The sequence below is a fragment of the Streptomyces sp. NPDC005898 genome (assembly GCF_040629635.1).
Taxonomy (GTDB): Bacteria; Actinomycetota; Actinomycetes; order Streptomycetales; family Streptomycetaceae; genus Streptomyces.
Genome location: NZ_JBEXWC010000005.1, coordinates 340,560 through 354,915 on the forward strand (window position 1 = coordinate 340,560; position 14,356 = coordinate 354,915).

Annotated in this window: 13 protein-coding genes, 1 pseudogene and 1 CRISPR repeat array; of the genes and pseudogenes, 5 read left to right on the plus strand and 9 right to left on the minus strand. The window is 71.5% G+C overall.

Going from position 1 to position 14,356, the window contains the following annotated elements; translation table 11 throughout:
* Positions 1-70 precede the first annotated feature (70 nt).
* Complete coding sequence (locus ABZ385_RS10435; protein WP_358585276.1) at positions 71-478, plus strand: hypothetical protein; 408 nt, start codon at positions 71-73, stop codon at positions 476-478.
* Between the two features lie 88 nt (positions 479-566).
* The gene (locus ABZ385_RS10440) at positions 567-1,982 is read left to right on the plus strand and encodes an aminopeptidase (protein ID WP_358910838.1); all 1,416 of its coding nucleotides are present in this window, start codon (positions 567-569) and stop codon (positions 1,980-1,982) included.
* A gap of 52 nt (positions 1,983-2,034) precedes the next feature.
* Here the strand turns inward: ABZ385_RS10440 and ABZ385_RS10445 are convergent, their stop codons facing one another.
* The gene (locus tag ABZ385_RS10445) at positions 2,035-3,831 is read right to left on the minus strand and encodes a glycoside hydrolase family 3 N-terminal domain-containing protein (protein ID WP_358585288.1); all 1,797 of its coding nucleotides are present in this window, start codon (positions 3,829-3,831) and stop codon (positions 2,035-2,037) included.
* Between the two features lie 232 nt (positions 3,832-4,063).
* Complete coding sequence (locus ABZ385_RS10450) at positions 4,064-4,957, minus strand: LysR family transcriptional regulator (protein ID WP_358910839.1); 894 nt, start codon at positions 4,955-4,957, stop codon at positions 4,064-4,066.
* Between the two features lie 91 nt (positions 4,958-5,048).
* Here ABZ385_RS10450 and ABZ385_RS10455 point away from each other — a divergent pair, with 91 nt between their 5' ends.
* Positions 5,049-6,182, plus strand: a complete 1,134-nt coding sequence (locus tag ABZ385_RS10455) for an EamA family transporter (protein WP_358910841.1) — start codon at positions 5,049-5,051, stop codon at positions 6,180-6,182.
* 43 nt (positions 6,183-6,225) lie between these two features.
* On the opposite strand, the gene ABZ385_RS10460 is transcribed toward ABZ385_RS10455, so the two are convergent.
* The 3 genes from ABZ385_RS10460 to ABZ385_RS10470 all read right to left on the minus strand — a co-directional run bounded on the left by ABZ385_RS10460 (position 6,226) and on the right by ABZ385_RS10470 (position 9,024).
* On the minus strand, positions 6,226-7,026 hold the full coding sequence (locus ABZ385_RS10460; protein ID WP_358910842.1) for a sugar phosphate isomerase/epimerase family protein: 801 nt from the start codon (positions 7,024-7,026) through the stop codon (positions 6,226-6,228).
* Between the two features lie 1,106 nt (positions 7,027-8,132).
* Positions 8,133-8,297 (minus strand): hypothetical protein, encoded by a 165-nt coding sequence (locus tag ABZ385_RS10465; protein ID WP_358585266.1) that lies wholly within the window; start codon positions 8,295-8,297, stop codon positions 8,133-8,135.
* A gap of 202 nt (positions 8,298-8,499) precedes the next feature.
* Complete coding sequence (locus ABZ385_RS10470) at positions 8,500-9,024, minus strand: hypothetical protein (protein WP_358910844.1); 525 nt, start codon at positions 9,022-9,024, stop codon at positions 8,500-8,502.
* 177 nt (positions 9,025-9,201) lie between these two features.
* On the opposite strand from ABZ385_RS10470, the gene ABZ385_RS10475 reads away from it, so the two are divergent.
* The gene (locus tag ABZ385_RS10475; RefSeq protein WP_358910845.1) at positions 9,202-9,942 is read left to right on the plus strand and encodes an XRE family transcriptional regulator; all 741 of its coding nucleotides are present in this window, start codon (positions 9,202-9,204) and stop codon (positions 9,940-9,942) included.
* A gap of 3 nt (positions 9,943-9,945) precedes the next feature.
* A complete protein-coding gene (locus ABZ385_RS10480; RefSeq protein ID WP_358910847.1) occupies positions 9,946-10,416 on the plus strand; it encodes an NUDIX domain-containing protein in 471 nt (156 codons plus the stop codon).
* A 276-nt stretch (positions 10,417-10,692) separates the two neighbouring features.
* A CRISPR array of direct repeats spans positions 10,693-11,088; the repeat unit is 29 nt; unit sequence GGGACCACCCCCGCATGCGCGGGGACCAC.
* A gap of 266 nt (positions 11,089-11,354) precedes the next feature.
* On the opposite strand, the gene ABZ385_RS10485 is transcribed toward ABZ385_RS10480, so the two are convergent.
* The 4 genes and pseudogenes from ABZ385_RS10485 to ABZ385_RS10500 all read right to left on the minus strand — a co-directional run.
* Complete coding sequence (locus tag ABZ385_RS10485; RefSeq protein WP_358910849.1) at positions 11,355-11,519, minus strand: hypothetical protein; 165 nt, start codon at positions 11,517-11,519, stop codon at positions 11,355-11,357.
* 202 nt (positions 11,520-11,721) lie between these two features.
* The gene (locus ABZ385_RS10490) at positions 11,722-12,111 is read right to left on the minus strand and encodes a hypothetical protein (RefSeq protein WP_358910850.1); all 390 of its coding nucleotides are present in this window, start codon (positions 12,109-12,111) and stop codon (positions 11,722-11,724) included.
* Between the two features lie 174 nt (positions 12,112-12,285).
* The gene (locus tag ABZ385_RS10495; RefSeq protein ID WP_358910852.1) at positions 12,286-13,143 is read right to left on the minus strand and encodes a transcriptional regulator; all 858 of its coding nucleotides are present in this window, start codon (positions 13,141-13,143) and stop codon (positions 12,286-12,288) included.
* A gap of 188 nt (positions 13,144-13,331) precedes the next feature.
* Positions 13,332-13,454 (minus strand): annotated as a pseudogene (locus ABZ385_RS10500) (helix-turn-helix transcriptional regulator); the annotation flags it as partial.
* Positions 13,455-14,356: the final 902 nt, after the last annotated feature.

The following is a 14,356-nucleotide window of genomic DNA, read 5'->3' on the forward strand; positions in this document are numbered from 1 at the left end:
GCAACCGTGTGGGCGGTGAGCCGCGTCCGTACACCAGTACGCTGAGGGCACAGAGGCGGGAGAGACAGGCGTGAGCAGGGGTGGCGGCCGTGGTCGCATACGACAGCGGCTGACGCTCGGTGCCGCCGGGCTCGTCGCCGCGCTGCTGCTCGCCCTCGCGGGCCCCGGCGCGGGCATCGCCCAGGCCGCCGCCGGACCGTGCGCCGGGCACAAGGTCCGCACCCTGTCCTTCCACACCGGCCGGGTCGACGTCTTCAAGACCCGCGGCTTCGTCTGCGCGATCACGACCGCCAAGCGCCCCGGCGCCCGCAAGGCCATGTCCGTCAGCGTCCAGGCGCGCGGCAGCCGCGCCGCGCGGGACAAGGGGCGCTACACCCGCCGCGCCGGCCCGGTCGTGGTGCACGCCGGCCACCGCTGCGTGCGCGTGTCGGGGAAGGTCGGCGGGCACGGGGTCAGCACCGGCTGGATCCTGTGCTGAGACCCGCGGGCGGCTCGCAACACCCTCTGGTGCGGACCCAGTTGCTCCGTTAGGTTCCGGAGCACTGTTGTTCGGCAGGGGAGGGTGCATGCGCAAGGCGCTCAGATGGCTGTTGGCGCTCGTGGTGCTCATGGGCGCGGTGAGCACGGCCGGGACGGCCGCCGCCGCGGGGACGGAGAAAAGGACCGGCGGCACCGACATCAAGGACAGGCTGCTCGCCATTCCCGGCATGAGCCTCGTCGAGGAGAAGCCCTATCCCGGCTACCGCTTCTTCGTCCTCGCCTACACGCAGCCGGTGGACCACCGGCACCCCGCCAAGGGCACCTTCAAGCAGCGCCTGACGGTGCTGCACAAGGACACCGCCCGTCCCACGGTCTTCTACACCAGCGGCTACAGCGTCTCCACGAACCCCAGCCGCCGCGAGCCCACGCAGATCGTCGACGGCAACCAGATCTCCATGGAATACCGCTTCTTCACCCCCTCCCGCCCCGACCCCGCCGACTGGACCAAGCTCGACATCTGGCAGGCCGCCACCGACCAGCACCGCCTCTACCGCGCGCTCAAGCCGGTCTACGGCGAGAAGTGGCTGGCCACCGGCGTCTCCAAGGGCGGCATGACCGCCACGTACTACGAGCGCTTCTACCCGCGTGACATGGCCGGCGTCGTCTCCTACGTGGCGCCCAACGACGTCGTGGACAAGGAGGACTCGGCGTACGACGAGTTCCTCGCCTCCGTGGGCACCAAGGAGTGCCGCGAGCGCGTCCAGGCCGTGCAGCGCGAGGCGCTGGTGCGCAGGGAGCCCCTGTCGAAGATGCTCGCCGCGTACGCCGCGGACCACGGTGAGACCTTCCGGACCGTCGGCACGCTCGACAAGGCCTTCGAGGCCGTCGTGATGGACCTCGTGTGGGGCTTTTGGCAGTACCAGCCCGCCGGCACCGCCTGCGCCGAGGTCCCCGACGCGGCCACCATGAGCGACCAGGCCCTCTTCGACTTCGTGGACTCGGTGGGCGGCTGGTCGTCCTACACCGACCAGGGACTCGCGCCCTACACGCCGTACTACTACCAGGCGGGCACCGAACTGGGCGCGCCCACCATCCGCCAGCCCTGGCTCGGCGCCCTGAGCCGCTACGGCTACCAGCCGCCCCGCACCTTCGTGCCGCGCGAGATCCCCATGCGCTTCCGGCCGCACGTCATGCGGGACGTCGACACCTGGGTACGCCACCACGCGCACCGGATGATGTACGTGTACGGCGAGTACGACCCGTACGGCGCCGAGAAGTTCCGCCCCGCGCGGGGCGGCGGGCACGACTCGTACGTCTTCACGGCGCCCCGCGCCAACCACGGGGCGACCGTCTCGCAGCTCGTCCCGGACGAGAAGGCGAAGGCCACGGAGCGCATCCAGCGCTGGGCCGGGGTCCCGTCGGCGTCGGGCAGGCCGCTGGCGGCGTACGACGCGAAGCTGGACCGGCGCGGCGTGCGGGGGGAGCAGACGCTGAGGCCGTGACGGCGGCTCCTCGGGCACCCGAGGAGCGCGCACGCCTCAGTACGTCACCGTGTCACCACGTCAGTCCGTGGCCGATCGGGTACAGCACCCGGGCCGGGTCGTCGGCCCGCCGCACCGGCACCGGGAGGCGCCCTCGGGGCGCGGCGCGGCCCGCGATCACCCGTGCCGCGGCGCGCAGTTCGACGTCCGTCCAGGAGTACGTGGCGAGCGCGGCGTCGACCGGGGGCAGGTGGGCGACGTCGTACGGGTTGCGGATCGCGAGGGTGACGACGGGGACACCGGTGGCCTTGAGCGCGGCCACCAGGGCCCGTTGGCCGTCCTCGGCCGTCGCCGCCACCGTCGCCGTCGCCTTGTCGGGGGCGGCGGCCTCGTCCAGGGCGGCGTTGGCGGCCTGGGTGTGGTCGCGCGCGGTGGCCGCGTGCGTCGAGACGTTGTACGTCGTCACGAGGACCGCCGCCATGCCCCGCGCCGCCGCCACCGCCTTCTCGACGGCCGTGGCGTCGGGGTCCGTGCCCGTCGACAGCGCGGCGGCGCGGAAACCGAGGCCGGTCAGAGCCTCGGCGAGGACCGACGTCGGCGGGCCCGTCGTACCGGACGGCGAACGCGGGTCGGCGCCGACGACCAGGAGGTCGCGGTGGGCGTCCGGGGAGAGCGGCAGCAGGCCGGCGTCGTCGCGCAGCAGGGTCGTCGTGGCCTCCGCGATGCGGTCGGCGGCGGCGAGATGGTCGGCGGTGCCGACGGCGGCGGTCACGGTGTCCGCCGAAGGCACGAGGTCGGCGGGCGGCTTCCCTTCCGCGTCCAGAAGGCCCACGTCGGCCTTCATGCGCAGCACGCGCAGGACGGACTCCTCGATGCGGGCCTCCGTCAGCTCGCCGTCCCTGACGGCCCGAAGCACCGCCTCCCAGGCGGCGCGGGGGCGCGGCGGGTTGAGGAGCTGGTCCACGCCCGCCTTCAGCGCGAGCACGGCCACGCGGTCGTCCCCGTACTTCGTGCGGACCCCGCGCATCGCCAGCGAGTCCGTGACGATCACGCCGTCGAAGCCGAGTTCCTCGCGCAGGATGCCCGTCAGGATCGGCCGGGAGAGGGTCGCCGGGTCGCCCGACGGGTCCAGCGCCGGCACCACGATGTGGGCGGTCATCACGGAGTCGACGCCCGCGGCGATCGCCGCCCGGAAGGGCGGGGCGTCGTGGCGCTCCCACTCCTCGCGGGTGTGGCGGATGTGCGGCAGCTCGGTGTGGCTGTCGTCCGTCGTGTCGCCGTGGCCGGGGAAGTGCTTGGCGGCGGTGGCGACGCCCGCGCTCCGGTAGCCCTCGATCTGCGCGGCCACGAGGCCCGCGACCGTCTCGGGGTCGGCGCCGAAGGAGCGTACGCCGATGACCGGGTTGCCGGGGTTGCTGTTCACGTCGGCGTCCGGGGCGTGGTCCTGGCGGATGCCGAGGGCGCGCAGCTCGGTGCCGGCGATGCGGGCCGCCTCGCGGGCGTGCGCGGGCGAGCCGGCGGCGCCGAGGGCCATCGCGCCGGGCAGCAGGGTCGCGGGGGCGCCGACGCGGGCGACGATGCCGTGCTCCTGGTCCACGGAGATCAGCACGGGGACGCCCGACGGGAGGGCCGCCGCTGCCGCGCGCTGGATGCCGGCGGAGAGGGCGGCGATCTGGTGCGGGTCGCGGGCGTTGTGGGCCCAGCCGAAGTAGATGACACCGCCGAGGTGGTAACGGGCGACCAGCTCGGCGGCGTCGCGCACGCCGAGTTCCTCGGTGTTGGCGGCGATGTCGTCCGGGTCGGGGTCGGTGGCGGTATGCCCGTACACGTGCATCACGAAGAGCTGGCCGACCTTCTCCTCCAGGGTCATCCCGGCGATGAGCTCGCGGAGTCGGTCGTCGTGGGGGTGGGACACGGGTGCTCCTGCGGGCCGAGGAAAACTTCCAGGAACCACGGATATCCCGGGGTTTCGCGCCGGTCAAGGACGAAGGGCTGGACGCGGGGCAACGGGCGGGCTCTGCGCTCAGGGGCGGACGCGGGGTAACGGGTGGGTGGGTGGGTGGGTGGGAAAGCTCCTTGCGGAGCAAAGAGGAACCGAGCGCTCAGACCCAGTGCCGCCGCAACCCCCGTACGGTCTCCGAAACCGCCGGCCGCCCAGACGCCCCCGTACGCCACAACGCGTAGAGCCTCCGCACCGGCACGGGATCGAGCCGCACGGTGACGGCCCCGGAGGGAAGGGGCCCACGCCCGAGCCGGGGGACGAGCGCGACCCCGAGCCCCGCCGCGACCAGCGCGACCAACGTGGGGTTCTCCTCGGCCTGATGCGCGATGTCCGGCTCGCACCCGGCCTCCCGCAGCGTACGCACCAGCCACTCGTGGCAGACGAGCCCCGGCGGCTGCGTGATCCAGCGCTCGTCCTTCAACTCCTCGCGCCGTACGGACGTACGCCCCGCGAACCGGTGCTCCGCGGGCACGACGAGGTCGCACAGGTCGTCCCCGATGACCGCCTGCTCGACGCCGGGCGGCGTGGGCAGCGGCGCGATGTCCCAGTCGTGGACGACGGCCACGTCGACCGCGCCCTTGGCGACCAGGTCGATGGACAGATGCGGGTCGACCTCGTTCATACGGGCGTCCAGCGCCGGATGCCGACGCGCGAGGTCCGCCAGCACCTGCGGCAGCAGCCCCCGCGCCGCCGAGGCGAACGCGGCGATGGTCAGCCGCCCCGACGGCACGCCGCGCCGCTGCTCCAGCTCGGTCTCGGCGCGTTCCATGACGGCCATCAACTGCCGTGCGGTGTCCGCGAGATGCAGCGCGTCGGCGGTGAGCGCGACGCCCCTGCCGCGGCGCTCCAGAAGCGTGGTGCGCGTCTCCCGCTCCAGCTTGGCGATCTGCTGCGAGACGGCGGAGGGGGTGTAGCCGAGCGCGGCGGCGGCGGCCCCCACGGTGCCGTGCACGGAGACCGCGTGCAGGGCCCGGAGCCGGGCGAGATCGAGCACGGACTGCCTCCCCATGCAACAGCGTTGCTACATCCCATCATGCAGAAATCCGTGCTGGTGCTACACGGTGGTGCCGGGTGATCCTCGACGTATGCGTCCTGCACATGTCTGTCTGGCCGTCCTCGTCACCGCCGTATGGGGCATCAACTTCGTGGTGATCGAGGTGGGTCTTGACCACTTCCCGCCGCTGCTCTTCTCCGCCCTCAGGTTCCTGGTGGCCGCGCTGCCCGCCGTCTTCTTCGTGGGGCGGCCGAAGGTGGCGTGGACATGGGTGCTGGGGGTCGGGCTCGTCCTCGGGGTGGCGAAGTTCGGGCTGCTGTTCATCGGCATGGACGCGGGCATGCCCGCCGGTCTGTCGTCCCTGGTGCTCCAGGTCCAGGCCGTCTTCACCGCCCTCTTCGCCTTCGTGGCGCTCGGCGAACGCCCCGGGCGGGTGCGGGCGGCGGGCATGCTGATCGCCCTCGCCGGCATCGCGGTCGCCGCCGTCGACGAGGGTGAGACCGGGCCGCTCACCGCCTTCGCGCTGCTGATCGGCGCGGCGGCCTGCTGGGGCGTGTCGAACGTCCTCACCCGCAAGGCGTCACCGCCCGACGCCCTGAATTTCATGGTGTGGGTGAGCACGGTCCCGGTCCTGCCGCTGCTCGCGCTCTCCCTCCTGTGGGAGGGCCCGTCCCGCGACCTGGCGGCCCTGCGCTCCCTCGACTGGGCGGGCGCGGGCATCATCGTCTACGTCGCCTGGATCACGACGGTCTTCGGCTTCGGGGCATGGGGCTACCTGCTGCGCCGCCACCCCGCGTCGACGGTCGCCCCGTACTCACTGCTCGTACCGGTCTTCGGCATGTCCGGCGCGGCACTGGTCCTGGGCGAGCCGGTGAGCGGCCTGAGGTGGTGCGCGGCCGCCCTCCTGGTGGCCGGCGTCGCCCTGACCTCGTACCCGAGGCCGACCAACGGGACCACCCGGGTCACGCCCGTCAGCCAGACGACCCCCGTCCGGCAGGAGGGCACCGGCCGGGTCACCCCCACCGCCCAGGCCCCTCACGTCAGCCACGAAGGCGCCAGTCAGGTCACCCCCACCAGCCAGGTCACCCCCACCAGCCAGGCCGCCCCCGTCGCCCAGGACCCCCGCGTCAGCCGGAGCGGGCGCGCCGCCCAGGACCCCCGCGCCGGCCAGGACGGCGCCGACCAGGCCACCCCCGTCACCGGGGCCGGTCGGGCCACCCCGTAAACCAGCTCACCCCGGTCTCACCCCAGTCACCCGAGACCCCGCGTCAGCCGGACCGGCTCAGCAGCCGCGTCAGATACTCGCGGCCCGGTGCGAGCGCCGGGGCCAGCGGCGCCGCGTCCTCGTACCACCGCTTCTCGTATTCCCAGCACAGCCACCCCTCCCAGCCCTCCGAGCTGAGCACCTCCAGGCACTCGTCGAGCGGCAGGGTGCCGGTGCCGAGGGCCAGGGGCGTGGTGTCGTCCGCCGAGGAGACGTCCTTCACCTGGACGTAGCCGAGGTAGGGGGAGAGCGCGGCGAACGTGTCGGCGGGGGACTCGCCGCCGAGCCAGGTGTGCAGCACGTCCCACAGGGCGCCGACCTGGCGGTGGCCGACTGTGCCGACGACGCGGGTGACGTCGGCGCCGGTGCGGTGGGAGTCGTGGGTCTCCACGAGGATGCGCACGCCGGCGTCGGCGGCGCCGCGGGCCGCGGTGCCGAGGCGCCTCGCGGCGATCTCGTCGGCGTCGTCCGCGCTCTGCTCGGTGCCGCCGCCCGGGAAGACGCGGACGAAGGGCGCACCCAGGTCGCGGGCGAGGGCGACGAGGGAGGCCAGTTCGGCGAGGACGGGCCCGTCGTCGCCGGGCTCCGCCACGCGCACGTATCCGGCGACACCGAGGATCTCGACCCCGGCGGCCTGGAACGCGGCGGCCACGTCGGCCCGTTCGAGCGCCCCGAGCCCGGGGTGCACCGGCTCCTCGGGGTGCGCGCGCAACTCGACCCCGTGATAGCCGTTGTCGGTGGCGAGCCGCAGCACGTCGGGAAGGGGCAGACCGGGGACACCGAGGGTGGAAAACGCGAATTTCATGACTCCGACCCTGCCCCACAGAGCCCCGGTCAACCCCGCCCCCCTCTCAGCCCACCTAGCCGGCCTCCGAAAACCCACCCGCCCTGACGACGACCTCGCGCCCGGCGACCGTCAACAACAAGTCCACCCCGAACGGCACCTCCACCGCGTCGGCACATGTCTCCGCCCGGATGGGATGCCGGTAACCGGCACAGCTCCTGGCCTCGGAGCCGATCACCACGTATGCGGGGGCCGCCGGGGGTGCTACCGGATGTCGGTGGCGGTGGCGGAACCACCCCCGCATGGGCGGGTACCACCGTCCACCATGTCGAGCATCAGGAACTCGCCCGGGACTACCCCCGCATGCGCGGGGACTACGGAGAGCCGTCGTCCACTTCGAGCGCAAGCACGGGACCACCCCCGCATGCGCGGGGACTACGTGCGCCTGGAACGGGTCGAGGACTACGCACTGGGACCACCCCCGCATGCGCGGGGACCACGGCATGACGCTGGACGACTGCCGGGTGCGGATGGGACCACCCCCGCATGCGCGGGGACCACGCGGTACGCCAGGGCGAAGAGACGGGCGGCGCGGGACCACCCCCGCATGCGCGGGGACCACGCTGAACTCGGCGACCGGCTCACCAATGCACAGGGACCACCCCGCATGCGCGGGGACCACGCCACTGCGGCAGCTACGCCGACGAACTGGTGGGGACCATCCCCGCATGCGCGGGGACCACAAACTCCCTCAACTGCCTTCACGGCGGCCCGTGGGACCATCCCCGCATGCGCGGGGACCACAGGGCGCGACCTGCGTGTTCATGGGCCGAGGGAGGCAACTTTGCTCACTAGCGCGTGAAGCGACATTTCGGGCACATGCCTTCCGGTTTTACGGCCCATGAGAGGAACTCTTGTTGCTGCGAGGCCCAGAGCGTCGCCCAGGAATGATGTTACGGGCTTGCGTGTGGGCAGGGGGCGGACCTTCTTTCATTCTGAAGAGAGTGGCTTCAGGTGGTAGTTGGCCGAAGAGTCTCTGGGTCGCTCGCCGATGGCTTGGCGTGCGTGGAGCGAAGTGCCGCCCCTTTTCCCGTCGTCTGCTCTTCTGGCGGGGCCACGGCGGGGGTCTACCGGGGTGTGGGCCGCACGAAGGTGGGCAGTCGCGGGCACTTGGTGTGGAGCCAGACGGTGGCGCCGCCGGCCGAGATGGACGCCTTCACGGCGGACCTGCCCGGATGCTCCTTGGTGATGGGTGCGTCGCAGCGCCAGCAGTACCGGACGCCCTCGCTCATCGGCAGTCCTCTTCGCTGGGCTCGTAGCGCTTCAGCAACGACGGCACGCCGCGCAGGGCGCGGCAAAGACGGGCCCGCTCCTCACATTTCCCGGGGCCGCAGCCGGAACATTCGGCCTCGTGGGCACGAATACGCCCCTCCAGCAGGTGCGCGGCCGCTTCCGGACCGTAGATCCAGGTGACCCGACTACTCGGTGGCGCGCTCACAGCTCGGCCTCCTGGGTGATGCGGAGCCCGAAGCCGATGAGGGCCTCGACGGTGGCGGGCTCACACAGGTCGCCCGGGAACCGTGGGGGCACCACCCAGTGCGTACCGGGCGGCTCGGTGCGACCGATCCTCGGTACGCCGAGATAGGTGCCGACTCCCAGGCGCGGGGCGACGTCCTGGTACTTCCACGGTTGTCCGGCGCTGGGCCGCATGAGGGCGTAGTACGTGCCGCCCATGAGCCGGCCGTCGAAGATGACCGGACCGTTGAGGGCGCGACCGAGGAGCACGGCGGTCTGCTGCGGGTCGGTCGTGCACACCGTGGCGAGCACGAGCCGCGCGGGGAGCCTTGCCGCCTCGAAGCGATGGCCGAGCGGCAGCAGCGCGACACCGGTGTCAGCCCATTCACGCCGGGCCTGCTCGGGGGTCTGCTGAGAGCGCGCCAAGAAGTCAGCGGCGGCGCATGCAGGCGTGGGGGATGTGCCGCTTCCCGTGCTGGGCTCCGTGTCCGTACTCTCGCTCATGTCGACTCCTCGTTGGTCGGCCTCGCCCCGGGCCCGGTTGCACGGTCGCCGGGTGCTTTCGTGTTCCGCGATCGTCCAGCGCCGCTCGGGACGTAGGAACCGCCACACTTCGGCACTTCGGGACGTCCTAGAAGGGGTAAAACGTCCCTGGAACTTCGACCTCCGACGGAGGACGGCATGCGCAACGAGCGGCTGAGAGCTGTCATGACGGCAGGGGGATGGACCTACGATTCCCTGGCCGAGAAGATGAGCGTGGACCCCAAGTCGGTGGAGCGGTGGGTGAATCAGGGGCGCGTGCCGCGACGGGGAACCGCCGTGCGTGCGGCCGAGGCGCTGGGCGAGGACATACACGCGCTCTGGCCGGCCCTACGCCGGCCGCGCAATGTCCGCAGCGTCAGTCCTGAACTCGTCGCCCTGTACCCGCAGCGCGCTGACCTCCCCGTGGCTACGTACATTGACTTGTTCCGGCAGGCGCAGCGGCACATCGACGTCCTCGTCTACGCTGCCGTGTTCCTGCACGAGGCCTGTCCCAAGCTGAACGACGTGCTGGCCGCACAAGCGGCGGGAGGCTGCGAGATCCGCATTCTGCTCGGGGATGCCGGCGGCTCAAGCGTGCACCAGCGGGGCCAGGAGGAGCGCTACGGCCACGGCATCGAGTCGCGGTGCGACCTGGCACTCATGCACTACCGGCCTCTGCTGGGAACGCCTGGCGTGCAGCTGCGCACACACGGCACGACGCTCTACAACTCCCTTTACAGGACAGATGACCAGATGCTCGTCAACGGCCATGTGTGGGGCGTTAACGCCTACGCGGCACCTGTTTGGCACCTCCGACGCAATGAGGACGGCGGGATGTTCGACACGTACACGGCCAGCTTCGACGCCGTGTGGGACACAGCTCAACCGGTGGAGGAGTAGCAGATGGCGCGTACCGAGTACTTCGACGATTGCAACGCCCCCAAGCCGAACAGCCTCGTCGTGGCCGCCTCGGCTGTCGTCACCGACGAGGATGGACGGATCTTGCTGCAGCGGCGCCGTGACAACGACCTATGGGCCCTGCCTGGTGGCGGCATGGACATGACCGACTCTCTGCCGGGCGCAGCGGTCCGTGAGGTCAAGGAAGAAACTGGCCTGGATGTGGAGATCACCGGCCTCGTCGGCACGTACACCGACCCACGGCACGTCATCGCCTATACCGACGGTGAAGTACGTCGGCAGTTCAACGTGTGCTTCACGGCTCGCCGAGTCGGGGGTGAGCTGGAGATCTCGAACGAGTCCACCGAGCTTCGGTTCGTCGCTCCGGCCGACCTGAAGTCGCTGCCCATGCACCACACACAGCGTCTGCGCATCCAGCACTTCCTGGAGAGGCGTTCGGCCCCATACCTCGGGTAGCTCCAGGCACGGCATGTCACGGGTATTGGCGGCGTGCGGGATCGAGGGCGGCCTGCGGAGTCGGTGTGTCCTCGGCCTCTGAATCGGGGCGCCGTCGCGGCGGCGCACGAGCGCGTCAGAGTCATCGGCTGGCACCTGGAGGCTGTAGCCGTCGGGGCACGACGGCCCGGCCGGGCGGCGCTCCCCGGCGGGGCCAGCTGAGTCCGGCTCGCCCTGCGGCCCCGGCGGACCAGCCGGGCCGTCCGCGCCCCGGGCGCCAACCTCGCAGTCGGACCCGGGATCACCTCTGCATGCGCGGGGACCACACGGCGTCGGTCGTCTCTGAGTGCCTGATCTTCGGACCACCCCCGCATGCGCGGGGACCACCGGCCCGGGGGCATGGCCACCAACCGCAAGGGGGGACCACCCCCGCATGCGCGGGGACCACCGCCGCCGACGCCGTCGGCCCATCCCCAGTACGGGACCACCCCCGCATGCGCGGGGACCACCGACGAGGAGCCGGAGCGTGTGCCGACGCGTCAGGGACCACCCCCGCATGCGCGGGGACCACGACCACTCGTGCTCGGGGGCGAGCGCCCATCCGGGACCACCCCCGCATGCGCGGGGACCACGGGCTGTGTCGCAACTGCCGGAAGGAAAAGCAGGGACCACCCCCGCATGCGCGGGGACCACAGGGCGCGACCTGCGCGTTCATGGGCCGAGGGAGGCAACTTTACTCATTAGCGCATGAATCGACATTTCGGGCACCTGTTTTCCAATTTCACGGCCCAAGAGAGGAACTCTTGTTACTGCGGCGCCCAGAACGCCGCCTAGGAATGATGTTAGGGGCTTGCGAGTCGAAGAGTCACTGGGTCGCTCGCCGATGGCTTGGCGTGCGTGGAGCGAAGTGCCGCCCCTTTCCCCGTCGTCTGCTCTTCCCCCGGGGCCGCGGCGGGGGTCTACCGGGGCGTGCGCCGTACGAACGTAGGCAGTTGCGGGCACTTGGTGTGGAGCCAGACGGTGGCGCCGCCGGCCGAGATGGACACCTTCACGGCGGACGTGCCGGGATGCTCCTTGGTGATGGGTGCGTCGCAGCGCCAGCAGTACCGGACGGCCTCGCTCATCGGCAGTCCTCTTCGCTGGGCTCGTAGCGCTTCAGCAACGACGGCACGCCGCGCAGGGCGCGGCAAAGACGGGCGCGTTCCTCGCATTTCGCGGGACCGCAGCCGGAACATTCGGCCTCGTGGGCACGAATACGCCCCTCCAGCAGGTGCGCGGCCGCTTCCGGACCGTAGATCCAGGTGACCCGACTACTCGTTGGCGCGCTCACAGCTCGGCCTCCTGGGTGATGCGGAGTCCGAAGCCGATGAGGGCCTCGACGGTGGCGGGCTCACACAGGTCGCCCGGGAACCGTGGGGGCACCACCCAGTGCGTACCGGGCGGCTCGGTGCGGCCGATCTTCGGGACGCCGAGGTAGGTGCCCGTGCTGAGGCGAGGTGCGGCGGCCTGGTGCTTCCACGGCTGTCCGGGACTGGGCCGCATGAGGGCGTAGTACGTGCCGCCCATGAGCCGGCCGTCGAAGAGGACGGGGCCGTTGAGAAACCGGGTGAGGCGTTCGGCGATCTCCAGCGGGTCGTATGTGCCGACGGATGCGAGGAGGAGCTGTGCGGGGAGGCGGGCTGCGTCGAAGCGCTGGCCGAGCGGAAGCAGGGCCACGCCGGTGTCTGCCCACTCACGGTGCGCTTGGCGCGACTCCCGCTGGGCGTGCGACAGCCATTTGAACGCTGCTGAGAGTTGAGGTGTGACGGGCGTCATACGTTGACGCTAGGGAGTGCAGGGTGTCCCCGACAGTGGCAATTTGACGCCCCGTCACCCCGAAGTAGCAGCACCTCACACAGTCGTGCCCAGGGCTTCGGACAACTTCCGCATGTCCGGCGTCAAGGTCCGCCTCCGGTCGACAACGTCGCTGAGGATGTCTCGCGCGTACTGTTGCTGGGCCAGCCACTCCGGTGCCGCGGCATGGACCTCACGCAGGACACCGACGGCCTCACTGTGCTGACGCATCTTGACGTGCGCACGCGCCACATCGAGCCGGTGCCGGTGATGCTCTGTGCCCTCCACCGGGCCCGCCGCGGATAGCCGCTCGGCCGTCCTCAGCACAGCGTCCGGACGGTCCAGAATGACGTCCCGCTCCGCCGTCTTGTAGGCCACTGTCCTCGGCCCCCACGTCGCCAGCCGCTCCTTGCCGGGTGGCAGCTCGCGCCCCGTGAGGACCGCAGCCGCGTGCGCCAGGCGCAGCGCATCCGCCGCCTCCCCCCGCCTGCTGTCACGCAGGTTCGTCGCCGCCACCTGCAGCAACATCCAGCCCCACGCCGCCAGTTCATCGCCGGTGGCCCGGGACATGCGAGGTTCGAGATCGTCAGCCCACTGGATCGCCATCGTCCGCGCATCATCGAAGCGGCCCTGCCGAATCAGCAGCCACACCCGCGTGGTCACGACCGAGGCCGCGCGCAGACGGTCGGGACTGGCGTCCAGCGCCCGGCTGAGGGCGGCCTCGGCGGACTCGTAGGCATGGACTTGCGTGAGGACGCTCCCCGCGAGCTGCAAGAGGTGCGACCGCAGGGCACGGCCTTCGGTGTCGTGGTCGAGTGCGTCCGCGTCCCGCAGGAGGGGGACCGTGAGGGTGACGAAGTCGGAAAAGCGCTTGTCGAGGAAGGCGCTGCGGGCAGCGTCCAGCCCGTCCGCCACGGGTTGTACGTGTGCCTCGTCGCTCAGTTGGGCGGGGGGTGATTCGAGGGCCTGCTGGAGCGGCCGCCATGCCCCGGGCGCGAGACCGGGGCCGGTGGGGTCACGGCGGAGCAGACGAGTGGTCGTGACCCGCAGTGCCGTGGCGAGGTGGTGGACTGTCTCCAGGCGCACGTCTCCGGTGGTGGCGCCTTGTCCAACTTGCTGATGGTCGACAGGGATACGCCGCTCGCGGTGGCCAATTCGCGCTGGCTCAGGCCCCGCCGCTTCCTCAAGTCGCGAAGACGGGCGCCGACGTCGGTGGTCTCGGGCATACTGGTGCCTCCGTTCAGAACTCGACACTCAGAACGGTACGCCTAACGGCCCCCGCTCGTGCGGGGGCCGTTGTACTGTCGGCGCGCTTCAGGCATGACCAAGAGGCCCCTCCCGTCCGAAGGCGGAAGGGGGACTGTTCAAGATCTGGCGCTCTGCGTTGGCGACCTGCTCGCCGTTCCGCTCAGGGGCCGGGGTAGTCCGGGTCCATCTCCGGGCCGGGAAGCTCGGTGTGTCCTTCGGACCAGTTGTTGACCCAGCCGCACAGGGCACAGGCGTACCGGCCGTTCAGGCCGCTCACCTCAGTACCGCAGCGGTAGCAATTTGTGACAGTGATCTGCGCGCCCGAGGTGGTCTCGGTACCCCATGGGGGCGCGGGGCCGTCAAGCGGCTCGGTGTCCGGTAGCCACTGCTGCGTCATGAGCCGAGAGTACCTGCGTGGGGGGCTGGTAGCTGGTCTGCCAACCGCAGTTGCCACAGGACCACCCTCCGCCGGGACCCTGCTGCGTCTGTGCACCGCACTGGGGACAGTTCACGGATGCTTCCTCCCGTATAGCCATGGCGCGCCACTACCCCGGCCTTGCAGGTAGTTAGTTCACACGTTCGAGGCGCTCGGTGGAAAGTGGTGGGAGTCGCGTTGACCGAAAACGGCAGCTGGTGGGGTCAGGGTCTGCGACGTTGCGGGTCCAGTGCCGTTTGCGGTGTCGGCGGATCGTCTGTCACGTCGGGTTGCGGTGCGCCGTCGCGGCGGCACACGAGCGCGTCAGGGGCATCGGATGGCACCTTGAGGCTGTAGCCGTCGGGGCACGACGGCCCGGCCGGGCCCGCCGGGCCCCCCCCCCCCCCCCCCCCCCCCCCCCCGGGGGGGGGCCCCCCCCCCCCGCGGGCCCCGCGCCCCCCCAGG

Excerpts from the sequence above, each read along its gene's own strand:
- ABZ385_RS10445 (WP_358585288.1), bottom strand. The coding sequence starts at position 3,831 with ATGACCCTGGAGGAGAAGGTCGGCCAGCTCTTCGTGATGCACGTGTAC.
- ABZ385_RS10460 (WP_358910842.1), bottom strand. The coding sequence starts at position 7,026 with ATGAAATTCGCGTTTTCCACCCTCGGTGTCCCCGGTCTGCCCCTTCCC.
- ABZ385_RS10455 (WP_358910841.1), top strand. The coding sequence starts at position 5,049 with ATGCGTCCTGCACATGTCTGTCTGGCCGTCCTCGTCACCGCCGTATGG.
- ABZ385_RS10440 (WP_358910838.1), top strand. The coding sequence starts at position 567 with ATGCGCAAGGCGCTCAGATGGCTGTTGGCGCTCGTGGTGCTCATGGGC.
- ABZ385_RS10480 (WP_358910847.1), top strand. The coding sequence starts at position 9,946 with ATGGCGCGTACCGAGTACTTCGACGATTGCAACGCCCCCAAGCCGAAC.
- ABZ385_RS10470 (WP_358910844.1), bottom strand. The coding sequence starts at position 9,024 with ATGAGCGAGAGTACGGACACGGAGCCCAGCACGGGAAGCGGCACATCC.
- ABZ385_RS10465 (WP_358585266.1), bottom strand. The coding sequence starts at position 8,297 with ATGAGCGAGGGCGTCCGGTACTGCTGGCGCTGCGACGCACCCATCACC.
- ABZ385_RS10475 (WP_358910845.1), top strand. The coding sequence starts at position 9,202 with ATGCGCAACGAGCGGCTGAGAGCTGTCATGACGGCAGGGGGATGGACC.
- ABZ385_RS10485 (WP_358910849.1), bottom strand. The coding sequence starts at position 11,519 with ATGAGCGAGGCCGTCCGGTACTGCTGGCGCTGCGACGCACCCATCACC.